Origin of the sequence: Streptomyces sp. NPDC101393 (genome assembly GCF_044767385.1) — a bacterium.
GTDB lineage: Bacteria > Actinomycetota > Actinomycetes > Streptomycetales > Streptomycetaceae > Streptomyces.
The window spans coordinates 42,177-61,921 of the sequence record NZ_JBIWNU010000011.1 but is presented as its reverse complement, the minus strand read 5'-3'; the positions used below and the strand labels follow the sequence as shown (position 1 = coordinate 61,921).

General features: G+C 70.4%; 18 protein-coding genes and 1 pseudogene. 12 read left to right on the top strand and 7 right to left on the bottom strand.

Translation table 11 applies throughout. The annotated features are described in order from the left end of the window. Window positions 1-270: 270 nt before the first annotated feature. The 4 genes and pseudogenes from ACIRQ7_RS30860 to ACIRQ7_RS30845 all read left to right on the top strand — a co-directional run bounded on the left by ACIRQ7_RS30860 (window position 271) and on the right by ACIRQ7_RS30845 (window position 4,160). Complete coding sequence (locus ACIRQ7_RS30860; protein WP_404265906.1) at window positions 271-1,035, top strand: NAD(P)-binding domain-containing protein; 765 nt, start codon at window positions 271-273, stop codon at window positions 1,033-1,035. A 221-nt stretch (window positions 1,036-1,256) separates the two neighbouring features. After that, window positions 1,257-2,089, top strand: a pseudogene (locus tag ACIRQ7_RS30855) (oxidoreductase). 346 nt (window positions 2,090-2,435) lie between these two features. Further along, window positions 2,436-3,095 (top strand): YceI family protein, encoded by a 660-nt coding sequence (locus tag ACIRQ7_RS30850; protein WP_404265905.1) that lies wholly within the window; start codon window positions 2,436-2,438, stop codon window positions 3,093-3,095. 384 nt (window positions 3,096-3,479) lie between these two features. Continuing rightward, entirely contained in the window at window positions 3,480-4,160 is a 681-nt protein-coding gene (locus ACIRQ7_RS30845) for a class I SAM-dependent methyltransferase (protein WP_404265904.1), read from the top strand. A gap of 6 nt (window positions 4,161-4,166) precedes the next feature. On the opposite strand, the gene ACIRQ7_RS30840 is transcribed toward ACIRQ7_RS30845, so the two are convergent. Continuing rightward, entirely contained in the window at window positions 4,167-5,003 is an 837-nt protein-coding gene (locus ACIRQ7_RS30840) for an EamA family transporter (RefSeq protein ID WP_404265903.1), read from the bottom strand. Between the two features lie 121 nt (window positions 5,004-5,124). On the opposite strand from ACIRQ7_RS30840, the gene ACIRQ7_RS30835 reads away from it, so the two are divergent. The 4 genes from ACIRQ7_RS30835 to ACIRQ7_RS30820 all read left to right on the top strand — a co-directional run bounded on the left by ACIRQ7_RS30835 (window position 5,125) and on the right by ACIRQ7_RS30820 (window position 9,434). Beyond that, window positions 5,125-5,709 carry a helix-turn-helix domain-containing protein gene (locus tag ACIRQ7_RS30835; RefSeq protein WP_404265902.1) on the top strand — a complete coding sequence of 195 codons (585 nt, stop codon included), beginning with the start codon at window positions 5,125-5,127 and terminating at the stop codon, window positions 5,707-5,709. Window positions 5,710-6,194: 485 nt separating this feature from the next. Further along, a complete protein-coding gene (locus tag ACIRQ7_RS30830) occupies window positions 6,195-7,661 on the top strand; it encodes an NAD(P)/FAD-dependent oxidoreductase (RefSeq protein ID WP_404265901.1) in 1,467 nt (488 codons plus the stop codon). Between the two features lie 144 nt (window positions 7,662-7,805). Next, window positions 7,806-8,042: a hypothetical protein gene (locus ACIRQ7_RS30825; RefSeq protein ID WP_404265900.1), complete on the top strand. Its 237-nt coding sequence runs from the start codon at window positions 7,806-7,808 to the stop codon at window positions 8,040-8,042. A 279-nt stretch (window positions 8,043-8,321) separates the two neighbouring features. Then, entirely contained in the window at window positions 8,322-9,434 is a 1,113-nt protein-coding gene (locus ACIRQ7_RS30820; protein WP_404265899.1) for an alpha/beta fold hydrolase, read from the top strand. A gap of 74 nt (window positions 9,435-9,508) precedes the next feature. On the opposite strand, the gene ACIRQ7_RS30815 is transcribed toward ACIRQ7_RS30820, so the two are convergent. The 3 genes from ACIRQ7_RS30815 to ACIRQ7_RS30805 form a co-directional block, all read right to left on the bottom strand. Beyond that, the gene (locus tag ACIRQ7_RS30815) at window positions 9,509-10,429 is read right to left on the bottom strand and encodes an NUDIX domain-containing protein (protein ID WP_404265898.1); all 921 of its coding nucleotides are present in this window, start codon (window positions 10,427-10,429) and stop codon (window positions 9,509-9,511) included. Next, the gene (locus ACIRQ7_RS30810; RefSeq protein ID WP_404265897.1) at window positions 10,426-11,004 is read right to left on the bottom strand and encodes an NUDIX hydrolase; all 579 of its coding nucleotides are present in this window, start codon (window positions 11,002-11,004) and stop codon (window positions 10,426-10,428) included. The genes ACIRQ7_RS30815 and ACIRQ7_RS30810 overlap by 4 nt, the downstream gene beginning before the upstream one ends. A 92-nt stretch (window positions 11,005-11,096) precedes the next feature. Next, window positions 11,097-13,151: an ATP-binding cassette domain-containing protein gene (locus ACIRQ7_RS30805; RefSeq protein ID WP_404265896.1), complete on the bottom strand. Its 2,055-nt coding sequence runs from the start codon at window positions 13,149-13,151 to the stop codon at window positions 11,097-11,099. Window positions 13,152-13,808: 657 nt separating this feature from the next. On the opposite strand from ACIRQ7_RS30805, the gene ACIRQ7_RS30800 reads away from it, so the two are divergent. Next, window positions 13,809-14,486 (top strand): DUF5701 family protein, encoded by a 678-nt coding sequence (locus ACIRQ7_RS30800; RefSeq protein ID WP_404266115.1) that lies wholly within the window; start codon window positions 13,809-13,811, stop codon window positions 14,484-14,486. A gap of 279 nt (window positions 14,487-14,765) precedes the next feature. Here the strand turns inward: ACIRQ7_RS30800 and ACIRQ7_RS30795 are convergent, their stop codons facing one another. Together ACIRQ7_RS30795 and ACIRQ7_RS30790 are read right to left on the bottom strand one after the other, a co-directional pair. Continuing rightward, window positions 14,766-15,398 carry a TetR/AcrR family transcriptional regulator gene (locus ACIRQ7_RS30795; protein ID WP_404265895.1) on the bottom strand — a complete coding sequence of 211 codons (633 nt, stop codon included), beginning with the start codon at window positions 15,396-15,398 and terminating at the stop codon, window positions 14,766-14,768. Between the two features lie 109 nt (window positions 15,399-15,507). Continuing rightward, a complete protein-coding gene (locus tag ACIRQ7_RS30790; protein ID WP_404265894.1) occupies window positions 15,508-16,014 on the bottom strand; it encodes a DUF6624 domain-containing protein in 507 nt (168 codons plus the stop codon). A gap of 411 nt (window positions 16,015-16,425) precedes the next feature. On the opposite strand from ACIRQ7_RS30790, the gene ACIRQ7_RS30785 reads away from it, so the two are divergent. Together ACIRQ7_RS30785 and ACIRQ7_RS30780 are read left to right on the top strand one after the other, a co-directional pair. Next, window positions 16,426-16,929 (top strand): VOC family protein, encoded by a 504-nt coding sequence (locus tag ACIRQ7_RS30785; protein ID WP_404265893.1) that lies wholly within the window; start codon window positions 16,426-16,428, stop codon window positions 16,927-16,929. 34 nt (window positions 16,930-16,963) lie between these two features. After that, window positions 16,964-17,323: a UBP-type zinc finger domain-containing protein gene (locus ACIRQ7_RS30780; RefSeq protein WP_404265892.1), complete on the top strand. Its 360-nt coding sequence runs from the start codon at window positions 16,964-16,966 to the stop codon at window positions 17,321-17,323. Window positions 17,324-17,407: 84 nt separating this feature from the next. On the opposite strand, the gene ACIRQ7_RS30775 is transcribed toward ACIRQ7_RS30780, so the two are convergent. Beyond that, window positions 17,408-18,343: a DUF5996 family protein gene (locus ACIRQ7_RS30775; protein ID WP_404266114.1), complete on the bottom strand. Its 936-nt coding sequence runs from the start codon at window positions 18,341-18,343 to the stop codon at window positions 17,408-17,410. A gap of 310 nt (window positions 18,344-18,653) precedes the next feature. On the opposite strand from ACIRQ7_RS30775, the gene ACIRQ7_RS30770 reads away from it, so the two are divergent. Next, window positions 18,654-19,742: an alpha/beta fold hydrolase gene (locus tag ACIRQ7_RS30770; RefSeq protein ID WP_404265891.1), complete on the top strand. Its 1,089-nt coding sequence runs from the start codon at window positions 18,654-18,656 to the stop codon at window positions 19,740-19,742. Window positions 19,743-19,745 lie beyond the last annotated feature (3 nt).

Below are 19,745 nucleotides of genomic sequence, written 5' to 3'. Positions count from 1 at the left end.
GGTCTGGGGCGCACGGTCACCGCGACGGTCCTCCCGCACATCGACCGTGCTGCCGCGACCGTGAGGTTCGTACTCGGCGTAAGCGTCGGGCTGACCGGACTGACCGGGCTGCTCACCACGGACACCTCGGGGGAGACCGGACTGCCGCAGGCGCTGGGTGGGGGCCGGGATGGTTCCCTGCCCGGCAGCGCTCCGGGCGGTCCGACCCGAACCCGGACCGGATCCGAACCAACATGGTTCGCGACCGCCACACACGATGGAGGAAGAACAGTGAAGCGCATCGGCATCATCGGAGTGGGCGAGATCGGTCGGGCCATCGTGACGGGCCTGTGTGACGGGGGCGGCAAGTCGCCAGAGGTGTTCCTCTCCCCCCGGGGAGCCCGCACGGCCTCGGAGCTGTCCGCGCGCTACGAGGGCGTACAGGTCTGTGCCGACAACCAGGAGGTGGTGGACCGTTCGGAGATAGTGATCATCGCTGTACGCCGCCAGGACCGGCACGAAGCACTCGCCGGATTGCGGGTGGACGGCGACAAGCTGGTGGTCAACGTGATGGCGGGCGTCGCCAACGACGACCTGCGCCGGACACTGGCCACCGAAGCGCCGCTGGTACGGGCCATCCCGTTGCCGTCCCTACGCGAACGCCGCTCCGTCACGGTGACGTACCCCTCGCACCCGACGGTGAACTCCCTCTTCGAACACCTCGGCGGGGCACTCCCGGTCCCGGACGAGGCGGCCTTCGACGTCTTCTCCGCGCTGACGGGAACGCTCACCACCCATTACTGGTACCTCGCCACGCTCACGTCATGGGCCGCCGACCAGGGCATCGCCTCCGGCGACGCCGACCGCTACATCCGCGGGCTCTTCCGGGGCGTCGGCCGCGCCCTGAGCGACGAGACCCGCTCCCTGCACCAACTCGCCGCCGACCACGAGACCCCGAACGGAAACAACGAACGTATCCGCACCACCTGGTTCGACCCGGCCAACGCCGAAGCCCTCCACAAGGCCCTCGACGGCCTCCTCGCCGACCTGAAGTAGCCCTGTCGAAGGGCGCGCACCCGAAGCCCCCGGGAGCGGACCGCGGGACCGCACCGACGTAGCTCAGGCGTACCTCGCGGCGGTCGCGCTCGAACAGCGCGGCACCCACCCACCTTCAGCAATCCCAACAGCTCAGCGACCGCCAACTGACATTCTCTGCAGGGTAGTTCGCACGCGGACGCCGAGGCCGGCGGGCCGGTCAATGGACGAGGGAGAAGAGCATGAACAAGGTGTGGCTGGTCACCGGGGCGAGCAGTGGGTTCGGCCGGGCGATCACCGAGGCTGCGGTGCTGCGGGCGATGTCGTGGTCGCCGCCGCGCGCCGCACCGCGCCGCTCGACGACCTGGTCACCGCGCACCCGGACCAGGTCGAGGCGCTACCGCTGGACGTCACCGACATCGCGGGCATCGAAGCCGCCGTCGACGGCGCGGTGGCCCGGCACGGCCGGATCGACGTCCTGGTCAACAACGCCGGACGGGGCATGGCCGGTGCCGTCGAGGAAACCACCGATGCGGAACTGCGGGACCTGATGGACCTGCACTTCTTCGGCCCGACCGCACTCATCCGGGCTGCACTGCCGCACATGCGCCGCCGCGGCTCGGGCGCCATCGTGCAACTGACCAGCATGGGCGGCCGGTTCGCCTTTGCCGGAGTGGGCGCCTACTGCGCCACCAAATTCGCCCTGGAAGGGCTCTCCGAGGCCCTCGCCGCCGAGGTCGCCCCGCATGGCATCCGGGTGCTGATCGTCGAGCCCGGCGCGTTCCGTACCGGATTCGCCGACGCCGGAACTCTGCAGCAGTCCGCGGCCCTGGATGCCTACCGGGACACCGTGAGCGCGGTCCGCTCCGGGCTGCCTGAGGGCAGCGGACAGGAAGCCGGCGACCCGGCCAAGGCCGCAGCCGCCATCCTCACCGCTCTGGACGCGGACGAGCCCCCGTTGCGCCTTCCGCTCGGCAATGACGCCGCCGACGCGATCGTCGACCACCTCGACCGCGCCCGCGCCGAGCTCCAGTCCTGGGAGAAGGTCACCCGCTCCACGGACTTCCACCACTGACACCATCCGGGCAGCGAGCACTCACACCTCAGGGGCCGGGTCCCACACCGGCCCTGAGGTGCCGCTGTGCCGCAGCCTCTCCGGACGCCGGGTTGGCCTGGGGTCGGCTGCGCCACGGCGAAGCGATGCCGGAGGGGCGCGCTCAGCGTCATCGACTTTCCGTCGGCGGGGGAGGTGACGGTAGGTGAGGTCGGGCTGCCCGACGGTGCATCCATATTCGTGTCGATCCTGTGCATCTTTGCAGTCGGGGGCCTGCAATCCGGACGAGGTCGCCCATCTCGTCGTGGAGCGCCTGCCCGTGCCGTGATAGCACGGAGTGATCAGATTCCAGGGAGGCTACGCACGCATGGGTATCTTCAGCCGTCGCCAGAGCGCGACCATCGAGCCGACGCCGGATGCCGACCTCCGTACGCCTTTCCCGGCGGGCGAGGCCGCCGGGGTTGCCCTCGACCCGGCGCTTCGTGCGCTGACCGGGCAGTGGACCATCGACCGCCCGCACAGTCGCATCGGATTCTCCGTGCGGCACGCGATGGTGACGACGGTGCGGGGTGCGTTCGCCGAATACGACAGCGCCCTTTACTTCGACGGAGCCCGGCCCTCCCGGTCCCGGGCTGAAATCGTCATTCGGGTCGCCAGCGTCGACTCGGGCGTGGAACAGAGGGACGCACACCTCATAGGCACCGACTTCTTCGACGCACGCCGCTACCCGGAGATGGTGTTCCGTAGTACCTCCACGGTCCACGAGGGCGCAGAGACCTTCCGCATGACAGGGGATCTGACCATTCGGGACATCACCCGGCCGGTCGAGCTGCAACTCGACTACCTCGGCTCGGTCGTGGACCCCTTCGGCTACGAGCGAGCCGGCTTCGACGCGACCACCACCATCGACCGCACCGACTGGGGCCTGGTCTACAACCAGCGGCTGGAGGCGGGCGGCGCCATGGTGAGCGAGAAGGTCCGGCTGCAGTTCGACATCTCCGCGATCCGGTCCATGCCCCCGGAGTAGGTGCCCCGGAAAGTCACTGGCGTTCCCTACGTCTGCGCCCTCCAGCGGTTCCGTACGCCCGCACACTGGGCGAAGGGAGTTGGGCGCCGCTGTCGGGGACTGATCCTGACGCACTGTCGCGGCGCGGACTCGGCCGGAAAGGGGCCGGCCCCGAGGCGGGGCGGTAGCGAACGTGCGCGAGCCGCGTCGATGGCACCCGCACCCGGCCGGAAGACGCCGGTCCGTGCCATCGAAGATCGACTGCCCAGGTTGAGCGGCCGCGGCCGGTCCCGCCTCGGTGGCGTCCGGTGCGCCCACGCCTGGCTGGCCCCGCCCCTTGAACGCCGTTTGCCGGACCGGCAACAGGAATGGCGTGACGGGGACACGATGGGCGACCTTGGGGCCATGGCCGAACACATCGCAGCAGGATCGCCCGCAGCCGACACCCCCTCACCCGCCGACGGATACGTCGGGGACCCCGCGGTGAGGGCGGAGTGGGACAACCGATACGCCGACCGACAACAGCTGTGGAGCGGCAGCCCCAACGGTGCGCTCGTGGCCGAGGTCGCCGGGCTGACACCCGGGCGGGTGCTCGACGTCGGCTGTGGCGAGGGCGCGGACGCCGTCTGGCTCGCACGCGGGGGCTGGGACGTGACCGCGCTCGAGGTCTCGGGCGTGGCACTGGAGCGGGCGGCGGGGCACGCGCGGGACGCCGGCCTGACCGTTCGCTGGGTACACGCCGCACTGACGGAGGCGGCCCTCCCGCCGGCCTCCTTCGACCTGGTCTCCGCCCAGTACCCAGCCCTGCTGCGCACCCCCGACGCCGCAGCCGAGCAAGCGCTCCTCTCCGCGGTCGCGCCTGGCGGCGTACTGCTGCTCGTACATCACGCGGGAATGGATACCGAGCACGCGCACGACAGCGGATTCGACCCGGCCGACTACGTCTGGCCCTCGATGGTCACCGCTCTCCTCAACGACGACTGGGAGGTGGAGGTGGACGAGCAGCGGCCTCGCGTGGCACCCGACGGCGGCGCCGGCGCGCACCATACCGACGACGTGGTGCTGCGCGCGCGCCGACTTCGCTGAGGTCCTTCAGGTCAGGGCGAGAAGGCTGACCGCGACAGCGGCGGCGCCGAGGCCGATGAGCTGACTTCGGTGGATGCGTTCGGCGAGCACCTTGCGGGCGAGCAGGACCGTCCCCGCCGGGTAGAGAGCGGTGATCACGGCGACGATGGCGAGGTCACCGCTGCGGACGGCGAGCAGGAACAGCAGGTTGGCCACCGAGTCCAGCACGCCGGCGCCGGCCGACATCGCGTACGCCGGCTTCTCGGATCCCAGATGGCGATACATGAGTCCGGCCGCGGCCAGAGTGGCGGCCGAGGAGACCGTCCGGCCGACGATCAGCGGGCCGACACCACTGTCGGACGGCGCCTGGTCCAGGAAGATCAGCTGGAGAGCGATGGCCGCGCCGGCGCCGAAGGCCAGCAGCAGCGCGGTCCGCGACGGGCCGGCCGCTCCAGCGCCGTGGCCTGCGCTGATCAGAACGACCGACACCAGCGCGAGCGGCAGGCCCACCAGTCCCGTCACGCCCAGGCGCTCGCCCTGCATCAAGCCCACGCCGACCGGCAGCATGGCGGAGACCAGTGCGGTCACCGGGGAGAGCGCGTTCATCGGGCCGATGGCCAGGGTCTTGTAGAGCAGGGCGAACGCGAGGGCCGACGCCACGCCGGAGGCAGCGCCCCACAGGAGGGTCTGGGTGCTGAAGGAGGCACCGAGGAACGGCCACAGCAGCAGCTCGACCATCAGGGAGGCAGGGGCGGCGATCATCACGGTGCGCAGGACATGGGCCTTGCGGGCACCGAGGCCGCCGAGAAAGTCGGCGCACCCGTAGGCGAGGGAGCTGCCCAGGGCCAGCAGCAAGGCGATCACGGTACGTACACCCCTTAGGATTGCAATGGAACGACCAAACCGTACAACGTAACGACCGGCGCTCCCTTAGACGATCTGGCGAGGTCCGGTAAGGGACCCGCTCCACAGGATGGGTTGACGTATGGCTGAGACCGAGGCAGCACTGCGGACGCTCGCGCACAACGTCAGGGCGGCCCGTACCCGCACCGGCCTGTCCCTGGACGAGCTCGGACGGCGCGCGGGCGTCAGCAAGGGCGCCCTGGTCGCGCTGGAGAGGGCCACGGGAAACCCGAACTTCGCCACGCTGATCCGGCTGGCCGACACTCTCGGCGTCTCGGTCTCCGCGCTGACGGAAGCGCGGCCCGAGAAGCGCGTGCGCGTCGTGTCCACCGACGCCGTCACACCGCTGTGGCACGGACAGCACGGCAGTGAGGCCCGGCTGATGCTGACGACCACCGGCCCGGCACCCACCGAGGTCTGGCGCTGGCGACTGGAACCGGGCGACGAATACCCCAGCCACCCCCACCAAGCGGGCGTCGTCGAGACCCTCTCCGTCACCTCGGGGCAGATGATCCTGATCGTCGCCGGCACCGAATACGCGGTGGAGGCCGGGCAGACCGCCACCTTCGACGGCGACGCCCCCCACACCTACCGCGGCACCGGCACCGAGACCTGCCACCTCCTCATGACCGTCCAATTGCCCCCCGGCCCCACCCCCACCACCTGACTCGGCAGCACACACCGAGGCCCCCGCCCGGGAGAGTGCGCAGTCGGCGCTCAATCATGTATCTACGCGGTCACGTTCCGGATCGGCAGCGTCGACCAGGACCCGAGGTTCCCGTACCTCGCGATCGCCCGCAACACCGAGACCGGGGTGGTCCGGCTGCTCGCGGAGGAGAACGGGGCGGAGCCGTGGGAGGCCCGCTGGAACTACGCCTACTTCCCGCCGTCAGGGCAGGAAGGTGCCTGCGTCGTCGGCCACGATCCCGAGCACGATCCGGTCGGCTCCGATCAGCACCGACGAGAAGCGGTGACCCAAGACCTCTGGTACGAGGACGAGAACGGGACGGAGAACGGGCTTTGGGGTCTCCCCGGAGCCGGCCGGGAGTGGCCTTGATCGTAGCCGTGGGGGAGTGGCTGGATGGTGGGGGGCAGCCAGGTGGGAAGTGCGATCGCCGGAGGACCGGGGCCCGTTGAGCAGGGGGAGTGGTCGTGGCGGTGCAAGGTGTGGACGTGCTGCTGATCGGTGCCGGGGCGGTGGGCCGTTCGATCGCTTTCGCGTTGGCTTCGGCGGAGCCCACCCTGCGGGTGGTGCTGGCCGGCGACACCGGCGGTACGGCGGCGTCGTATGCGGCCGGCGCGATGCTCGGCGCTCTGGGCGAGGTCACCGCGCAGGCCGCGCGGACTCGGCACGGGCGGCTGCGTACCGAACTCGCGGTCACGGCAGCCGCGCGGTGGCCGGCCTGGCGGGAGCGGGTACGCGCCCGCGCGGGCGCTGGTGCCCCGCCGGTGGACGGGTACGGCACGGGGACGTTCGTCATCTTGAACGCGGTTTCCTCGCGTCTGGACGACGCTTCTCACACCGCCATCGCCCAGGCCGCGGTCGCGTACGGGCTGGGATGCCAGGAAACCGATCCCGCGGACGTTCCCGGTTACTACCCGCTGGACAACGACCGCGCCCTGCGCGCCTGGTACCTGCCCGAGGAAGGCTTTCTCGACGCCCGGGCCTGGCTGGCGACCCTGGACGCCGCCCTGGAAACCCTGCCGAACGTGATCCGTACACCAGCCGGCACCCTCACCGCCCCACCCGCCGGCGGCTACTTCCTCGACACTCCCGCCGGCGTCTTCCGTGCCCCGCGCGTGGTGGTGGCGGCCGGGGCCTGGACCACCCAGATTCTCGAAGCCTTGGACCCCCATCTGCCCGTCGTACCGGTCCTTGCCGCGGCAGGCACCGCCCTCACCGTCACTGGGCAGCAGCCGCTTCCCGCCGTGATCCGCACTCCCAACCGCGCCTACGCCTGCGGCCTGCACACCGTCCCGCAGGCAGACGGGTCCCGCTACGTCGGCGCCAGCGCCCAACCCTGCCTGGTCCCCACACCCCATTCCACGGCCGGAGCCCTGCGCTCCCTCCTCGATGCCGCCCTCGGCCAGCTCGACCACCACCTGGCCACAGCCGCAGTCGTGCACACGCACCACGGCAACCGGCCCATCGCCCTCGACGGGCACCCCGTCATCGGCCCCACCCCCAAAGAGGGCCTGTGGGTGGCTTCGGGCACGCACCGCGACGGCCTCCACACCTCCCCTCTCATCGCCGCCGCCCTGACCCACGCCCTCCTTGCCCCCGTCGGCACCGCCGCCGCGTTGCCCGGGCCGCTCGCGGCGTTCGCCCCATGCCGGCCGCTGATCGCGGACCTCGCCCCCGAAGAGGCGGTTGCCGAGGCCGCAGCGCACCATGCGGCACTCGCGGCCGAAACCCGGATGCGTCCACCCCTGACCGGGGCCTGGCCCCAGATGCTGACTGATGCCTACAGGGACGTGATGGACCGCGCGTACGCGGCCATGCCGGAGGGGTACGTCCCGCCACCGGACCTCGCCCCGCTGGCGTACGAGGCCAGCGGACCAGCCCTCGCGGAACTGGCGGCCGCTCACTTGGACCGCCACACCGCCCACTTCGGGTAGGAGGGCGCGAGCAACGGTGAAGTATCTGTTCGCGAACCCTTGAAGTGCACCGGTGCGGGAGCGGAGGTGAGCAGTGGCGGCTGAGTGGCGAAGCCGCACATCATCGGGTCGTGTCCTGGGCCCGTTGCCCTCGTTGCAACGGACATGAAGAAGATCATCGCTATCACCGCGCTGGGCCTTGCCGGTGTGGGTCTCGCCGCGCCGGCGCACGCCGCCAACGACTCCTCCTTCAGTGGCGGCATCGACGCCGCCAACAACTGGAACTTCACGGCCGCCGCCGTGTGCCTTCAGGAAGTCGCTGTGGTGCCCGTTCTCGGCGACTGGGTGGGTGACCACGCCAACAACTGCTCCAACGGCAACGTCATCAACCACACGAACTAGCGCGGCGCCCCGGAGCTTCCCCGGAGACGTCGGCTACCCGCACCGCTGAGCGCCCGTGCCTCCCCGGTGGCCGGAGCCTCGCTGACGCAACTCGCTGCGCCGCGTGTTCCGGATTCCAACTGGCCGATACGTAGTAGATCTACCTGATTCCCTGATCGAGGAGCCCTCGTGCTTGGTCGCTATGCCCTGGGCGGGCGTGCTGTGGCAGCGTTCACTGCCGCAGCCTCCGTTGCACTCACCTTCACCATGTCGTCGGGGGACGCCGCAGCCTCCGCCCCCTTGCGCCCGCAGCACGGGCCGGCGGCGCTGTCCGCCGGGAACGGCGACGTGCTCAGCTCGGAGCCGGGCGTGTTCCACCTGGATCCGCTCAAGGCGTTCAAGGTCAACGCGAGCGTGCACCGGATCATGTACCGCACCACCGACCGCTCCGGGAAAGCCATCGCCGTCACCGGCACCGTGCTGAATCCCGGGACTTCCCCGTACGGCCAACGCCCGATCGTCGCCTTCGCCCCCGGCACCCAGGGGCTGGCGGACAAGTGCGCCCCCTCCCGGCAGTTGGCCGAAGGCACCGAGTACGAGGCGCTGCCCATCAAGAAGCTCCTGGATCAGGGATATGCCGTAGTGGTGACGGACTATCAAGGGCTGGGCACCCCCGGAGTCCATACCTACATGGCCCGCGAGGCGCAGGGCCGCGCCGTTCTGGACTCCGTTCGCGCGGCCCAGCGCCTGGACACCGTCGATCTCCCGGACGCCGGCCCGGTCGCGCTCTATGGCTACTCCCAGGGCGGCGGCGCGACGGCGTCCGCCGCCGAACTGGCCCCCGTCTACGCACCCGAACTGAAGATCAAGGGCGCCGTCGTCGGCGCTCCGCCCGCGGACATGAACAAGGTGGCCGGCAGTATGGACGGCTCCGCCTACGGGGCGTTCTTCAACTACGCCCTGTCCGGCCTGGCCACCTCGTACGGCATCGACATCGACCCGTACCTGACCGCCCACGGCAAGCGGGTGACGAACGACCTGCGGGACAACCTGTGCACGACGCAGGCCCTCGCCAAGTACCCCTTCCTGAACTCGCGTTTCCTGACCGTGGACGGGCGCCCGCTGACCGAGCGCCTCCAGCGTGCACCGTGGGACAAGATCGTGGCCGAACAGCAGCTCGGCAAGCGCAAGCCCGTGGTGCCCGTCCTGCTCTCCCACAGTGCCCTGGACGACGTCGTCCCCCAACAGGTCGGCAGGAACCTGGCTGCCGACTGGTGCCGCCGCGGCGCGACGGTGAGGTTCGCCGGCAACCATCTCCCCGGCCACATCGTCGCGACCGAGGCCACCAGCGCGGAGGGCCTTCCCTGGCTCAAGGACCGCTTCGCCGGAAGGACCGCACCGAGCACCTGCTGACCTCGGGATGGCCCTCCGGACCCCGCAACGGCAGGTGCGGCACTGACGCTGTGGGGCACCCGGTCGTTGCAGGCTCACGTCCACCCCAGTTCGGTATAGAGCCGCCCGGCGCGGATGCCGTTGATGGCTACTCGGGTGTAAGGGACGACCTGTTCGGGGAGGTCTTCGGGATTCCAGAAGCGCCAGCCGACGCACTTGTCGGGCTCCCGGACCTCCGGGGTGCCGGACCAGGACCGGGCCCGGAAGACCACCTGCATCCGCGGGGTATCGCCGGGGGCGTCCACGAGGTGGACGACGTGGGCGAGTTCGACGTCTCCGGGGTCGATCACCAGCCCGGCTTCCTCGTGCGCTTCCCGCACGACGCAGGCCACGGCGCTTTCGCGCTCGCAGTGGCCCGCCAGGAAATGGTGCATGGAGGGGGCGTAGGCCGAGTTGGGGTGGCGCAGCCCGAGCAGCACTCGCCCGTCGGCGTCCTCCAGGTAGAGGTGGACGCCGATGATGTTCGGGACGGTCCCGCGCGGCGTCGGCGGCTGCGTGGTCAGCGGGCGGGGCGCCCCCAGGAGCCCAGTCCCGCCTGATGCCAGGCCGGCGGCCCGGCCTGCACGTGCAGCGTGGCGTTTCACCAGGTCGACGGTTGTGGGGCTGATCCGGAGCCGGGTGAGGACTTCCGGGGCGAACCACGCCAGCATCACGCCTTCGGCCAGCGCGAGGTCGGCAGGGTCGCCGTTCCAGCGGCCCGCGAAGATGGCGATGGAGAGGGTTGCGCCGTCGTCGCCGTGTGCTTCCTCGACGGCGAACGGTTCCAGGTCCGGCAGATCGAGGCCGGCCTCTTCCCGCAGCTCCCGGCGGACGGTTTCCTCCAGCGACCGGTCCTGCGCTTCGCGGCCGCCGCCCAGGAGCGACCAGGCTCCTGGTTCCCAGATGCCGGGAACGTCATCACGCAGGTGAAGGAGGTACTGTCCGGCGTCGTTGTGGATCAGTGCCGAGGCGTTCACCGGTCCGTCCACGGGGCGGGTGAGTTGAGCTTGAGCAGCTTTTCGCGCAGCGTCGGCGAGGTGACGCGGTCCAGTGGGCGCCATTCCCACCCGGAGACCTCCTCGGCCTGGAGGGAGATGGCCGCCTCCCGCTCGACGAGCCGGAAGGGGAAGCGCAGGTCGTAGTGGTGATGGGCCGGCTCGTCCTTCGCGGGACCGGTGTCGATGTCGTGCACGTCGATGTCCAAGGGCAGACCGTCGTACCCGGGCCAGGCGGACACGGCGTGCGGCGGGATGCCGGCCTCTTCGTGCAGTTCGCGCAGGGCGGCCGCGGCGAGGGTCTCGTCGCCGGGCCCCGTGTGGCCGCCAGGGACCAGGACCTTCCCGCTGGCACGGTGATGAATGTGCAGCACCCGGCCGATGTCGTCGATGAGGACGGCGCCACAGGTCACGTGGCCGGGGAGAGCAGTGCGACTGGTGGGGTCGGCAGGGTGGTCGAGAGTCGTCAGGAGAGCGTCTGGGCCGGAACGCTCGTCCGGGTGGCGTGGGAGATACGCCTCGACGGTGCTGCGGATGAGGGAGCGGCTGGGCGGCATGTCATCACCTCGGTAGCGACAGGGGAGGACGGGGGGCTCGGCGCCGGAGAGCCGCCCGGGGCGGTGTTCGGCGGGGGTTCTTCGAGCGGCGCTCACAGGGTTCTCTCGCGCTCAGAGGTGTCTCCTCGCCGCGGCGTAGGGAGTCCGTCTGTCGCGGGGAGGACGATTCCGTACTGGGCGGCCTGCGCTTGGAACATGCCGTGGTAGACGCCTCCGGCGGTCATGAGCTGGTCGTGCGTGCCGTGTTCGGCGATGCGCCCCTCGTCGAGGACGTAGATGTGATCGGCGGTGGCGGTCGCGGCAAGGCGGTGGGTGATCAGCACGACCCCGGTGCCGTTGCCTGCCACGGACCGCAGGCGCTCGAAGGCTTCGATCTCGGCGTGCGGGTCGAGGGCGGAGGTGGGTTCGTCCACCAGGAGGAACGGCGCGTCGCGGTAGCGGCTGCGTGCGTTGCCCAGCTTCTGCCACTGCCCGCCCGACAGCTGCACGCCGCGTTCATAGCCCTTGAAGACGAGGGAGTCCCATCCGTGCTCCAAGCCGTCGATCAGCTCTTCCACGTCGGCGGCGTGTGCGGCGGCCTTGACCTGGGTCATGTCCCGTGGACGGTCACCGGCACCGACGGCGATGTTCGCGGCGGCCGTCATCTGCCAGTGCGGAAAGTCCTGCGCCAGCAGTCCGATGGAGGCGAAGACCTGTGTCCGGTCGGCCTCGCGTACCTCCACCCGGTGCCCGGCCTCCCCCTCCCACCACACTTCTCCGTCGCCGGGCAGCAGCAGTCCGGCCAGCAGCTTGGCCAGCGTGGTCTTGCCGGAGCCGTTCGTGCCCACCAGTGCCGTCACCTCGCCCCGGCGCACGGTGACGCTCACCTCGCACAGCGAGGGCTCCGCCGCCCCCGGGTAGGTGAAGGAGAGGTCCTGGACCTCAATGGCCCGCACCGGTGCGGGGAGCGGCGTACCCGTCGTCGGGATGGCGTGCTTCGCCGCCAGATCGGTGGCCGCCTCGGTGTCGCCGAGCTGCAGCATCTCCTCGTACATGCGGTTGACCTGCTGGACGAGGGAGGTGAGCCGGGCGGTGGAGGTGCGGATCGCGACCACCGCGGTGCCACCCACCGCCAGCGGCAGTCCGCCGCTGGTCAGCAGCCACCACAGCATCCCGTAGCAGCCCAGGGACGCCACACCGGAGAACGCGCCGGCGACCAGGTCCGTACGAGCCTGTGCACGGGCCAGACGACGCTGCTCGGTTTCCATCAGCCCCGACATCTCGCCGTACCCCCGCAGCAGCAGTGCGGAGGCCGCGTGTACTCGGATCTCGCCCGCCGCGTGCGGCATCGTCAGGTACTGCAACAGGCTGGCGACGGCCCGGCGGTGGTCCACCCAGTGCAGTCGCGAGACGTATTCGCGCCGGGCGGACCGCACGGCCCCCCAGCCCTTGGGCAGGGCGATGGCCAGCAACATCGGAAGCAGAGCCCAGTGCAGCGAGGCCAGCACGACGGCCGCGGCCACCATCCCGATCACGACGCCGGACACGCCCACGGACAGGCCGAGCATCCGCTTGGCGGAGTCGGTGCCGAACCTCCCCGCCTCCAAGTGCCGCTGTACGTCCGGCTGTTCGGTCGCCTCGACCTCCACGCGTGCGACGGCTCGGTAGTACTGGGTGGTCACCGCCCGCTCGACCTGGGGTTCCAGCCGTCCGGACATCGCTGTCGACCAGGCCGACAGCAGGGCCGCCCCCACGGAGACAACCGCCAGCACCAGCAGCGCAGGCAGCGATTGCCGCAGCTTGTCTCCGGTCGGGCCGTCCGCGAACAGCTGGTTGAGCACACCGTTGACCGCCACCAGGCCGAGCGCGGCGGTCACCCCCTGCGCGAACTGCGCGACCACCAGACCGATCAGCGCCCGTCGGTCCGCGGTCCACCCGGCCCGTAACACCACACCCACCATGCGCGGCAATGCGGCGGCCATCTGCCCGAACCGCATACGGGCGACCGCGCCTTCGTGCTCAATGAACGCATGGTCATAGCGCAGCCGTCCCCCGAACAACTCGCGCTCCGCCGCTGAGATGCCGCCCGCGTCCGCCTGCCCGCCCTTCCTCGCGCGGTCGCTCCTCACAGCACGGGCGAAGCGGGCCGCGTGGCTCCTCAGCTTCATGCCCACCACCGCGAATCCGGACGGGAAGTGCGGAGAGCGAGCCGGGAGAGGGCGTCAATTGCGTGACCAGGGAGGCCCGCTGCCAGGGGAGCGGGCTGTCGCCGTTCGAATCGGATGGGGAGATGTGCGTAGGTGCCAGCAGTTTTCATGCTTCCTCCGGAAGGGGCGTGAGTGGGCACAGGTGCTCTAAAGAACGGTCCGAACTGCCCCCCGTAACGGGTGAAGAGGGGGCAGTTGATGGACATACGTTCCCTTTGTTAGGGGAAGGGGGGCGCGGCTTTGGCTGTGGAGGCAGGCAGGCACTCGAACGGTGCGTTGCACTCCTTCGCGGGATTGCGTCGCCCTGGTTGACCCACGTCCGGTAGGGATGGCGGGCACGGCTGGGAGGGCAGTGGTGTCGGTGTGCTGCTGTCGTGCTCGACGAGGTTGCCGGTACCTGGTCCGGGTGTCGGTGGTGTGGTTGTGGAAGAAGGCGGCGAAGTGGGGGAGGGCTTGGCCCGGTAGCGGAGCCCGTCGCGCTCCTTGGGCCTGTACGGAGTCGTGATCACGGGAGAGCGGCGGGGTGGAGGCGGCAGTGGCAGGAATGTTCCGGCGGGTCGCCTCGTTCACTCTGGGCCCGTCCACGTCGCTATCCCTGGGAGCATCGTGCCCGAAAGCATGCCCGTCACCTCCACCGTTCTCCCGGTACTTCCGGCCTTGAATGTGCAGGCCGAGCGTCTGATCGAACTGGGCGTGCACGAGAGCGCCGGGCTGCCCGCCGCCGAGCTGCGTACCTTCGCCGAGGCCGCCGAGGCTGCCGAGATTCCTGCGGCCGGCGGTGGCGCCCTGCTCGCTGTTCACCCGGACCGAGCCCCTGCCTCCGCCCTCGCGCCGCTGCTCCGCCGTGACGGCAAGCCGGGCTTCGTCGTCACCGACATGGCCGACGTCGACCACTTCGCCCCGCTCGAAACCGTCGAGCTGCCCGATGCGCCCCTCTACCTCGTCACCGACCTCGATCGTGGCGACCACATGGCCAACTGGAGCCCGGAGGAGGCGCTGCCCGCCCTCACCAAGGAGGGCCGCACCCCGCTGCTGCTCACCGAGGGCATCCACTGGGTGCTCCAGCAGCCGGCGATCCTGGAGCGCAACCGCTGCTTCATGACCATCGGTTCCCGGCTGCGCAAGGCGAACGGCGCCCTGGACGCCCGTACCCCGGCGATCTGGATCAGCAACGGCACGGGGCGGGACGGCCGCGAGCGGCGCAATGCCCCGAAGGTCGGCTGGTGCTGGTGGGGCAACCGCCACACCTGGCTGGGCTTCGCCTCCACAACGGGCCGCCGGGTTCAGGACCTGTAAGGAGCCGTGATCAGGCGGGGTGGAGGCTGCGGAGCCAGATGATCGAGCGGCGCAGCTGACGCCCCGCCAGGTAGCCGGCCGGTGTCTTGCCGTAGCGGGTGGCCAGGCCAGGCCACCGGCTACGGCAAGCCTTGATTTTGTTGATGGCTCGCTGGACGGTGTTGCGCGCCTCGTACTGCTCGACGTCGTGGGTGACCGGCCGTCCGCCGATGCTGCCGCGCTTCTTACGGTTCGCGTCCCCCGCGCCACGCTCGTCAGCCCGAGGTCGCCATCCGCACGTCAGCTTCGCCGGATGCCGGCGAGCGGGATGTCGGCGAGTTTGTCGGCGTGGTCCTCAGGGGCGATATGGGGGTGGGCTCCGAGGTATCCGAGCATCATGTCGATCGCGCCTTGGTAGGTGATCGCCATCACACGGGTGTCGAAGCCCCCGAGGGTTCCCTCGGCTTGGCCGCGCCGGAACAGCAACTCCTGTGCTGGGTAGGTCTCTTCGTAGGTGCCTACGGTCAGGCGCAGCGTGCCATCGGGGTGACGCAGGTTGTGCGTGATGCGGTTGAGCGCGGTTATTTCGACCCGCTGGGTGACGCCGAGGGCTGCGGCCCGGCGCAAGGCCGCGCGAATGATGTCCGGGACGGGCGCGGTCAGGTCGAGGGAGTTCGCGATCTGGTCTCTGATGGTCGTTATCGTCGCTGTGGCCGTGGACTCCATCAGATCGTCCTTGCCGGTGAAGCAGTGCCAGATCAGGCCCTTGGACACACCGGCCCGCGCGGCGACGCGGGTCAACGACAGACCGTCATACCCTCGGTCGGCGAGCTCCTCCACGGCCGCGGTGATGATCTGTACCCGGCGTTGCTCTTCGTGGAGTCGTTGGCGGCGCGTACCCGATCCCGAGGGGCGGGAGGGCGAGTTGGTCACACCGTCGCTCTAGGGGAGCGCTTACCTGCAGCGCGCGCGGATCTCTGCCCCCACGGCTGCTGGGCTCCCGGGCACGGTGATCCGCCGGGCGCGACCGGGTACGGGGTCGTCAGGCCCTCGCGAACTTGGCAACGTACGCGTCGAAGGGCTCGATGCCGACTTCCGCGCGGAGTTCGTCCATGCGCTCCGGCTCTTCGCAGGGCCACGGCACCGGCGCCCCGTCCTTCACGCCGGCGATCTGCGTGCCGTAGATCTGCTTGCGGCCCTCATTGGTCAGCGTGCGGTCACGCAGAAAGGCCAGCTCGCGTGGGCCGGCCGCGCCTGCCGACACCGCCTGATGCATCAGGCGGAGGGCGCGGCGCTGAACGTCGAGCTGCCGGTCGGCGTGCTGGGCGATCAGCCACGCCGCGTGCGCGGCCTCCTCGCCGACCACGTCTGCCGTCGGCCAGCCGTATGCGTCCATGATCTCGCCGAGCCGGTCACCGTGGCGTGCGGTCAGTCGGCGCCATGCCAACTGCTCAGCCGGGTCATCGTTGTTCGCGCGGATTGCGGACCGTTGATCGGCCGCAGCCATGTCGGTGAGTTCCGCCGCCAGTGCGGCAACATCGTGGGCCATTCTCAACTCCCAGGTCAGGGCGGTGTGTTGCGCTTGTTGCCCGCAACCTTAGGGGCGCATTTGGGGTGTAAAGATCATTCCGGAGAACGGTGACAGACGCCCGCACACACCGGGATAATGGAGGTACGCCAGAAGCCGGAGCCGGATCCGGATCCCATAGTCGGATCGCTGTGTAGCGGCGATGCGCCCGGAGGGGTGCGCCGGGTCACCGCCGAGACGGTCCGGTCAGGTACGGGGACGTCCACAGGTGAGGCAGCCGACGCGGGTACGTTCCATGACGGGGATGAGCTGCGGGGCGCCGCCCCCGCTGTCACGGACCGATCGGCGGGGTCAGGGGGCGGACCGGTCGGCGGTAGACCGGCGCTGCCGGGTGGGAATGCCGGGCGGCCGCCCGCGCCATACGCTCGGCATATGTCCGATTTCGTCTCCGAAGGCGCATCAGCCGAGGACCTTCCCGCACCTGCCGAGGGCCTGCTGCTCACGCACTTCCTCACGGTCAGCGACATCCCTCGCTCGCGGGCGTTCTACGCCGAGGTGCTGGGCGGAAGGGTGGTGCTGGACGAGAACCCCTGCATCGTCAAGGTGGCCAACAGCTGGATCATCCTGAATCCCGGTGGCGGGCCCACCGACGACAAACCTGATGTCGTCCTGCGCACACCGGAGGACCCGCATACGGTCTCCAGCTTCCTGAACGTGCGGGTGGCGAACATCCAGGAGTTCTACGCGGCGGCCTCCGCCAAGGGGACCGAATTCCTCACCCCGCCCATCGACCGGCGCGCCGAGCTGCGCTGCTACATGCGCGACCCGGACGGCTACCTCATCGAGGTCGGACAGGCCACGGGCCTGCTGACGGGCCTCCTGGCACGCACCGACACTGCCACTGACACCGGCACCGGCACCGGCACCGAAAGCTGACCGCTGAACGGCTCTCACGAGAGAGGCATCCCTCATGGCAGACCAGCAGATCCCAGGTCTCGATCCGACCGCAACGCCCAGCGGGTCCGGGTGCGTGGAGTGCCTGGCGGGGGACGGGCCGGGGTGGTGGTTCCACCTGCGGCGCTGCGCCGCCTGCGGGCACATCGGATGCTGCGACTCCTCGCCCGGACAGCACGGCACGCAGCACGCACAGGAGGCCGGCCACCCTCTGCTGACCAGCTTCGAACCGGGTGAGGACTGGTTCTGGAACATCGAGACCGATCAGTACTACGAGGGGCCGGAGCTGCCTCCGCCCACCGCGCACCCGGCCTCGCAGCCCACGCCGGGGCCCCGCGACAAGGTTCCGGGGGACTGGGAGCGGCAGCTCCACTGACCGCTTTCGAGCGGTGGACTCTCCGGTCCGGACGGCCTGGGAGCGGGTCCGGACGGCCCGGGAGCGGTCCGGACGGTCCGCGAGTCAGATCCGCCGTACCTGGTCCGTGATGCCTCCGGGGCACGCGAGCGCGGCGATGTCCCATCCGGCGCGTCCGGCCCCGGCCCGGTAGGCGCTTTCGTAGAAGGCGAGGACGGCGGCACGGGAATCGGTCTCGGCGCGGGCCGCTTCGTAGCGGAGTACGGCCAGGTGGCTGTCGCCGCGGGTGACCCACTGCGCGGACGCCGGGCTGAGCGGCTCGCCGTCCAGGCCGGCGGGCTCGGGGGCGGTGTAGGAGTAGAAGGCGGGCTCGGTGAAGGTGTCATCGCCGAACCAGAAGCCGAAGCTGATCACCTCCCGGGAGTACGCCTCCCGGGTAACGGGGTCGGCCTGCCGGGGCTGGTCGACCCGTCGCTCGGAGAACCGGCTGTGGGCGATGTCGAAGGTATGCCAGAAGTGGTGCACCGGACTGCGCTTTCCCGAGTAGCCCGCCGCGAACTCCTCCAGTACGCACGCGACCTGGCTCAGGACCCGCCAGTAGCGGTTGGCTGCCACGGGGTCGTAGGTCGCGTGCTCGGTGTCCTCGGCGAACGGCCGGCCGGCGTCGGGCAGGTCGAAGGGCCTGGGGACGGCGATGTCCACCCGGACTCCCAGGGCGGCCAGCGCGGCCAGGGTCGCGTCGTGGAAGGATGCGACGGACCGGCCCGGAAGCGGGAAGGACCGCTCTTCGCCGTCCAGTGTCGCGACGACGAGCCGGTGGTCGACGAAGTCGAAGTCGATCGTGAAGATCGGATTTCCGTCGACCAGGCCCATCGGACGCGTGGTGATGCCTCGCCCCGTGACATGAAACGGGACGTTCCACCAGTGGTTGGACCGGGCGCTCGCCGCCAGGCGGATCTTGCCGACGATCTGCACGAAGCGGTGCAGCGTCTCCTTGGTATCCCGCCACTCCACCAGCGGCATCGGCGGGAACAGTTCCATCACGTTCCCATGATGACCCCGCGGGCGGAGTCCGGCACCCGCGCCGGACCGGCGGATCCGCGGCCTGTCGCTTTGGGCACGGCGGTCCGCCTGCGCTCGGCCGCTGCGTGAGGTGGGCCGTGTTCCTGCCTCCCCCCGGTGATGGCAGGGACACGACATGAGGATTCTACGCGCGTCGTGATCATGAAAATCACCATGGAAGTCTTCGTGGACGGCGGAAGCTCGGAAGGGCGCGGACCGGGCGTTGTTCCCGATCTTCGGGGTAGGTGCAGGCAGTCCTGCCGCCCCCCCCGCACGACCGGGAGTACATGTGAAGAGATCAGTCCGCATCGCGTTCGCCACGTCCGCCGCCGCGCTCGCCGCGATGCTGCTCGGTGGATCCGTGACGGGAGCCGCGGCATCCGCACCGCCGGCCGCGGGCGCCCAACGGCCGCGCATCCAGGACGACTTCGACTCGCTCGGCCCGCAGGTCAAGGCCGCCCGGCTCGATTCGGGGCGAACCGCGCACTACACCGACGCCGGTCCGCGGAACGGACGCCCGGTGCTGTTCATCGGCGGCACCGGCACCAGCGCTCGTGCCGCCCATATGACGGACTTCTTCCGCAGCACCCGCGAATCGCTGGGACTGCGGCTGATATCGGTCGAACGCAACGGCTTCGGTGACACGGAGTACGACCCGAAGCTGGGCGCCGCCGACTTCGCGGAGGACGCGTGGCAGGTGCTGGACCGGCTGGGCGTCGGCAAGGTGACAGTGGTCGCCATTTCCGGCGGCGGACCGTACGCCGCAGAGCTGGCCGCGCGGGCACCCACGCGGGTCCGGGCGCTGCACCTGGCGGCCGCCCTGCCGCCGTACGGCGCCCGTCCCGACTACTGCGGGCTGTCCGACAGCGCGCTCGCCAAGGAGCTCCGGGGCCAGATCGCCGACCCGCGCAAGTGGTGGGCCTTCCCGGACGACAGTCCGACGAAGAAGATCCCCGGCTTCGCCGACACCGCCTTCGAGGACGGCGCGCGGACGTACAACCAGCGCGGCCAGAAGGCCGATCCGGCGCCGCAGGTGCACGAGCAGAAGCTGTACTGCAAGCGGCCCGGGCCCGATCTGTCCGCCCTCACCGCGCCGGTCTACCTCTACAGCGGTAAGAAGGACACCACGGTGCCGCCCAGCACCCTCGCCACCTGGAAGGCGCAGCTTCCGGGCAAGCCGGTGGTGCGCAGCTATGCCGACTCCGGCCACGATGTGCAGTACCGGCATTGGGATCAGATCCTGGCCGATCTCGCCGGCTACGGCGACCGTACGGTGGTCTGCCGCGACGGCCACAGTGGGATGGTTCCCGCGCAGGTCGCGCGCCGGATGCTCGCAGACAGGCGGGTGACGCTGGGCAGTTGTGCCTGGCAGAAGTAGCGC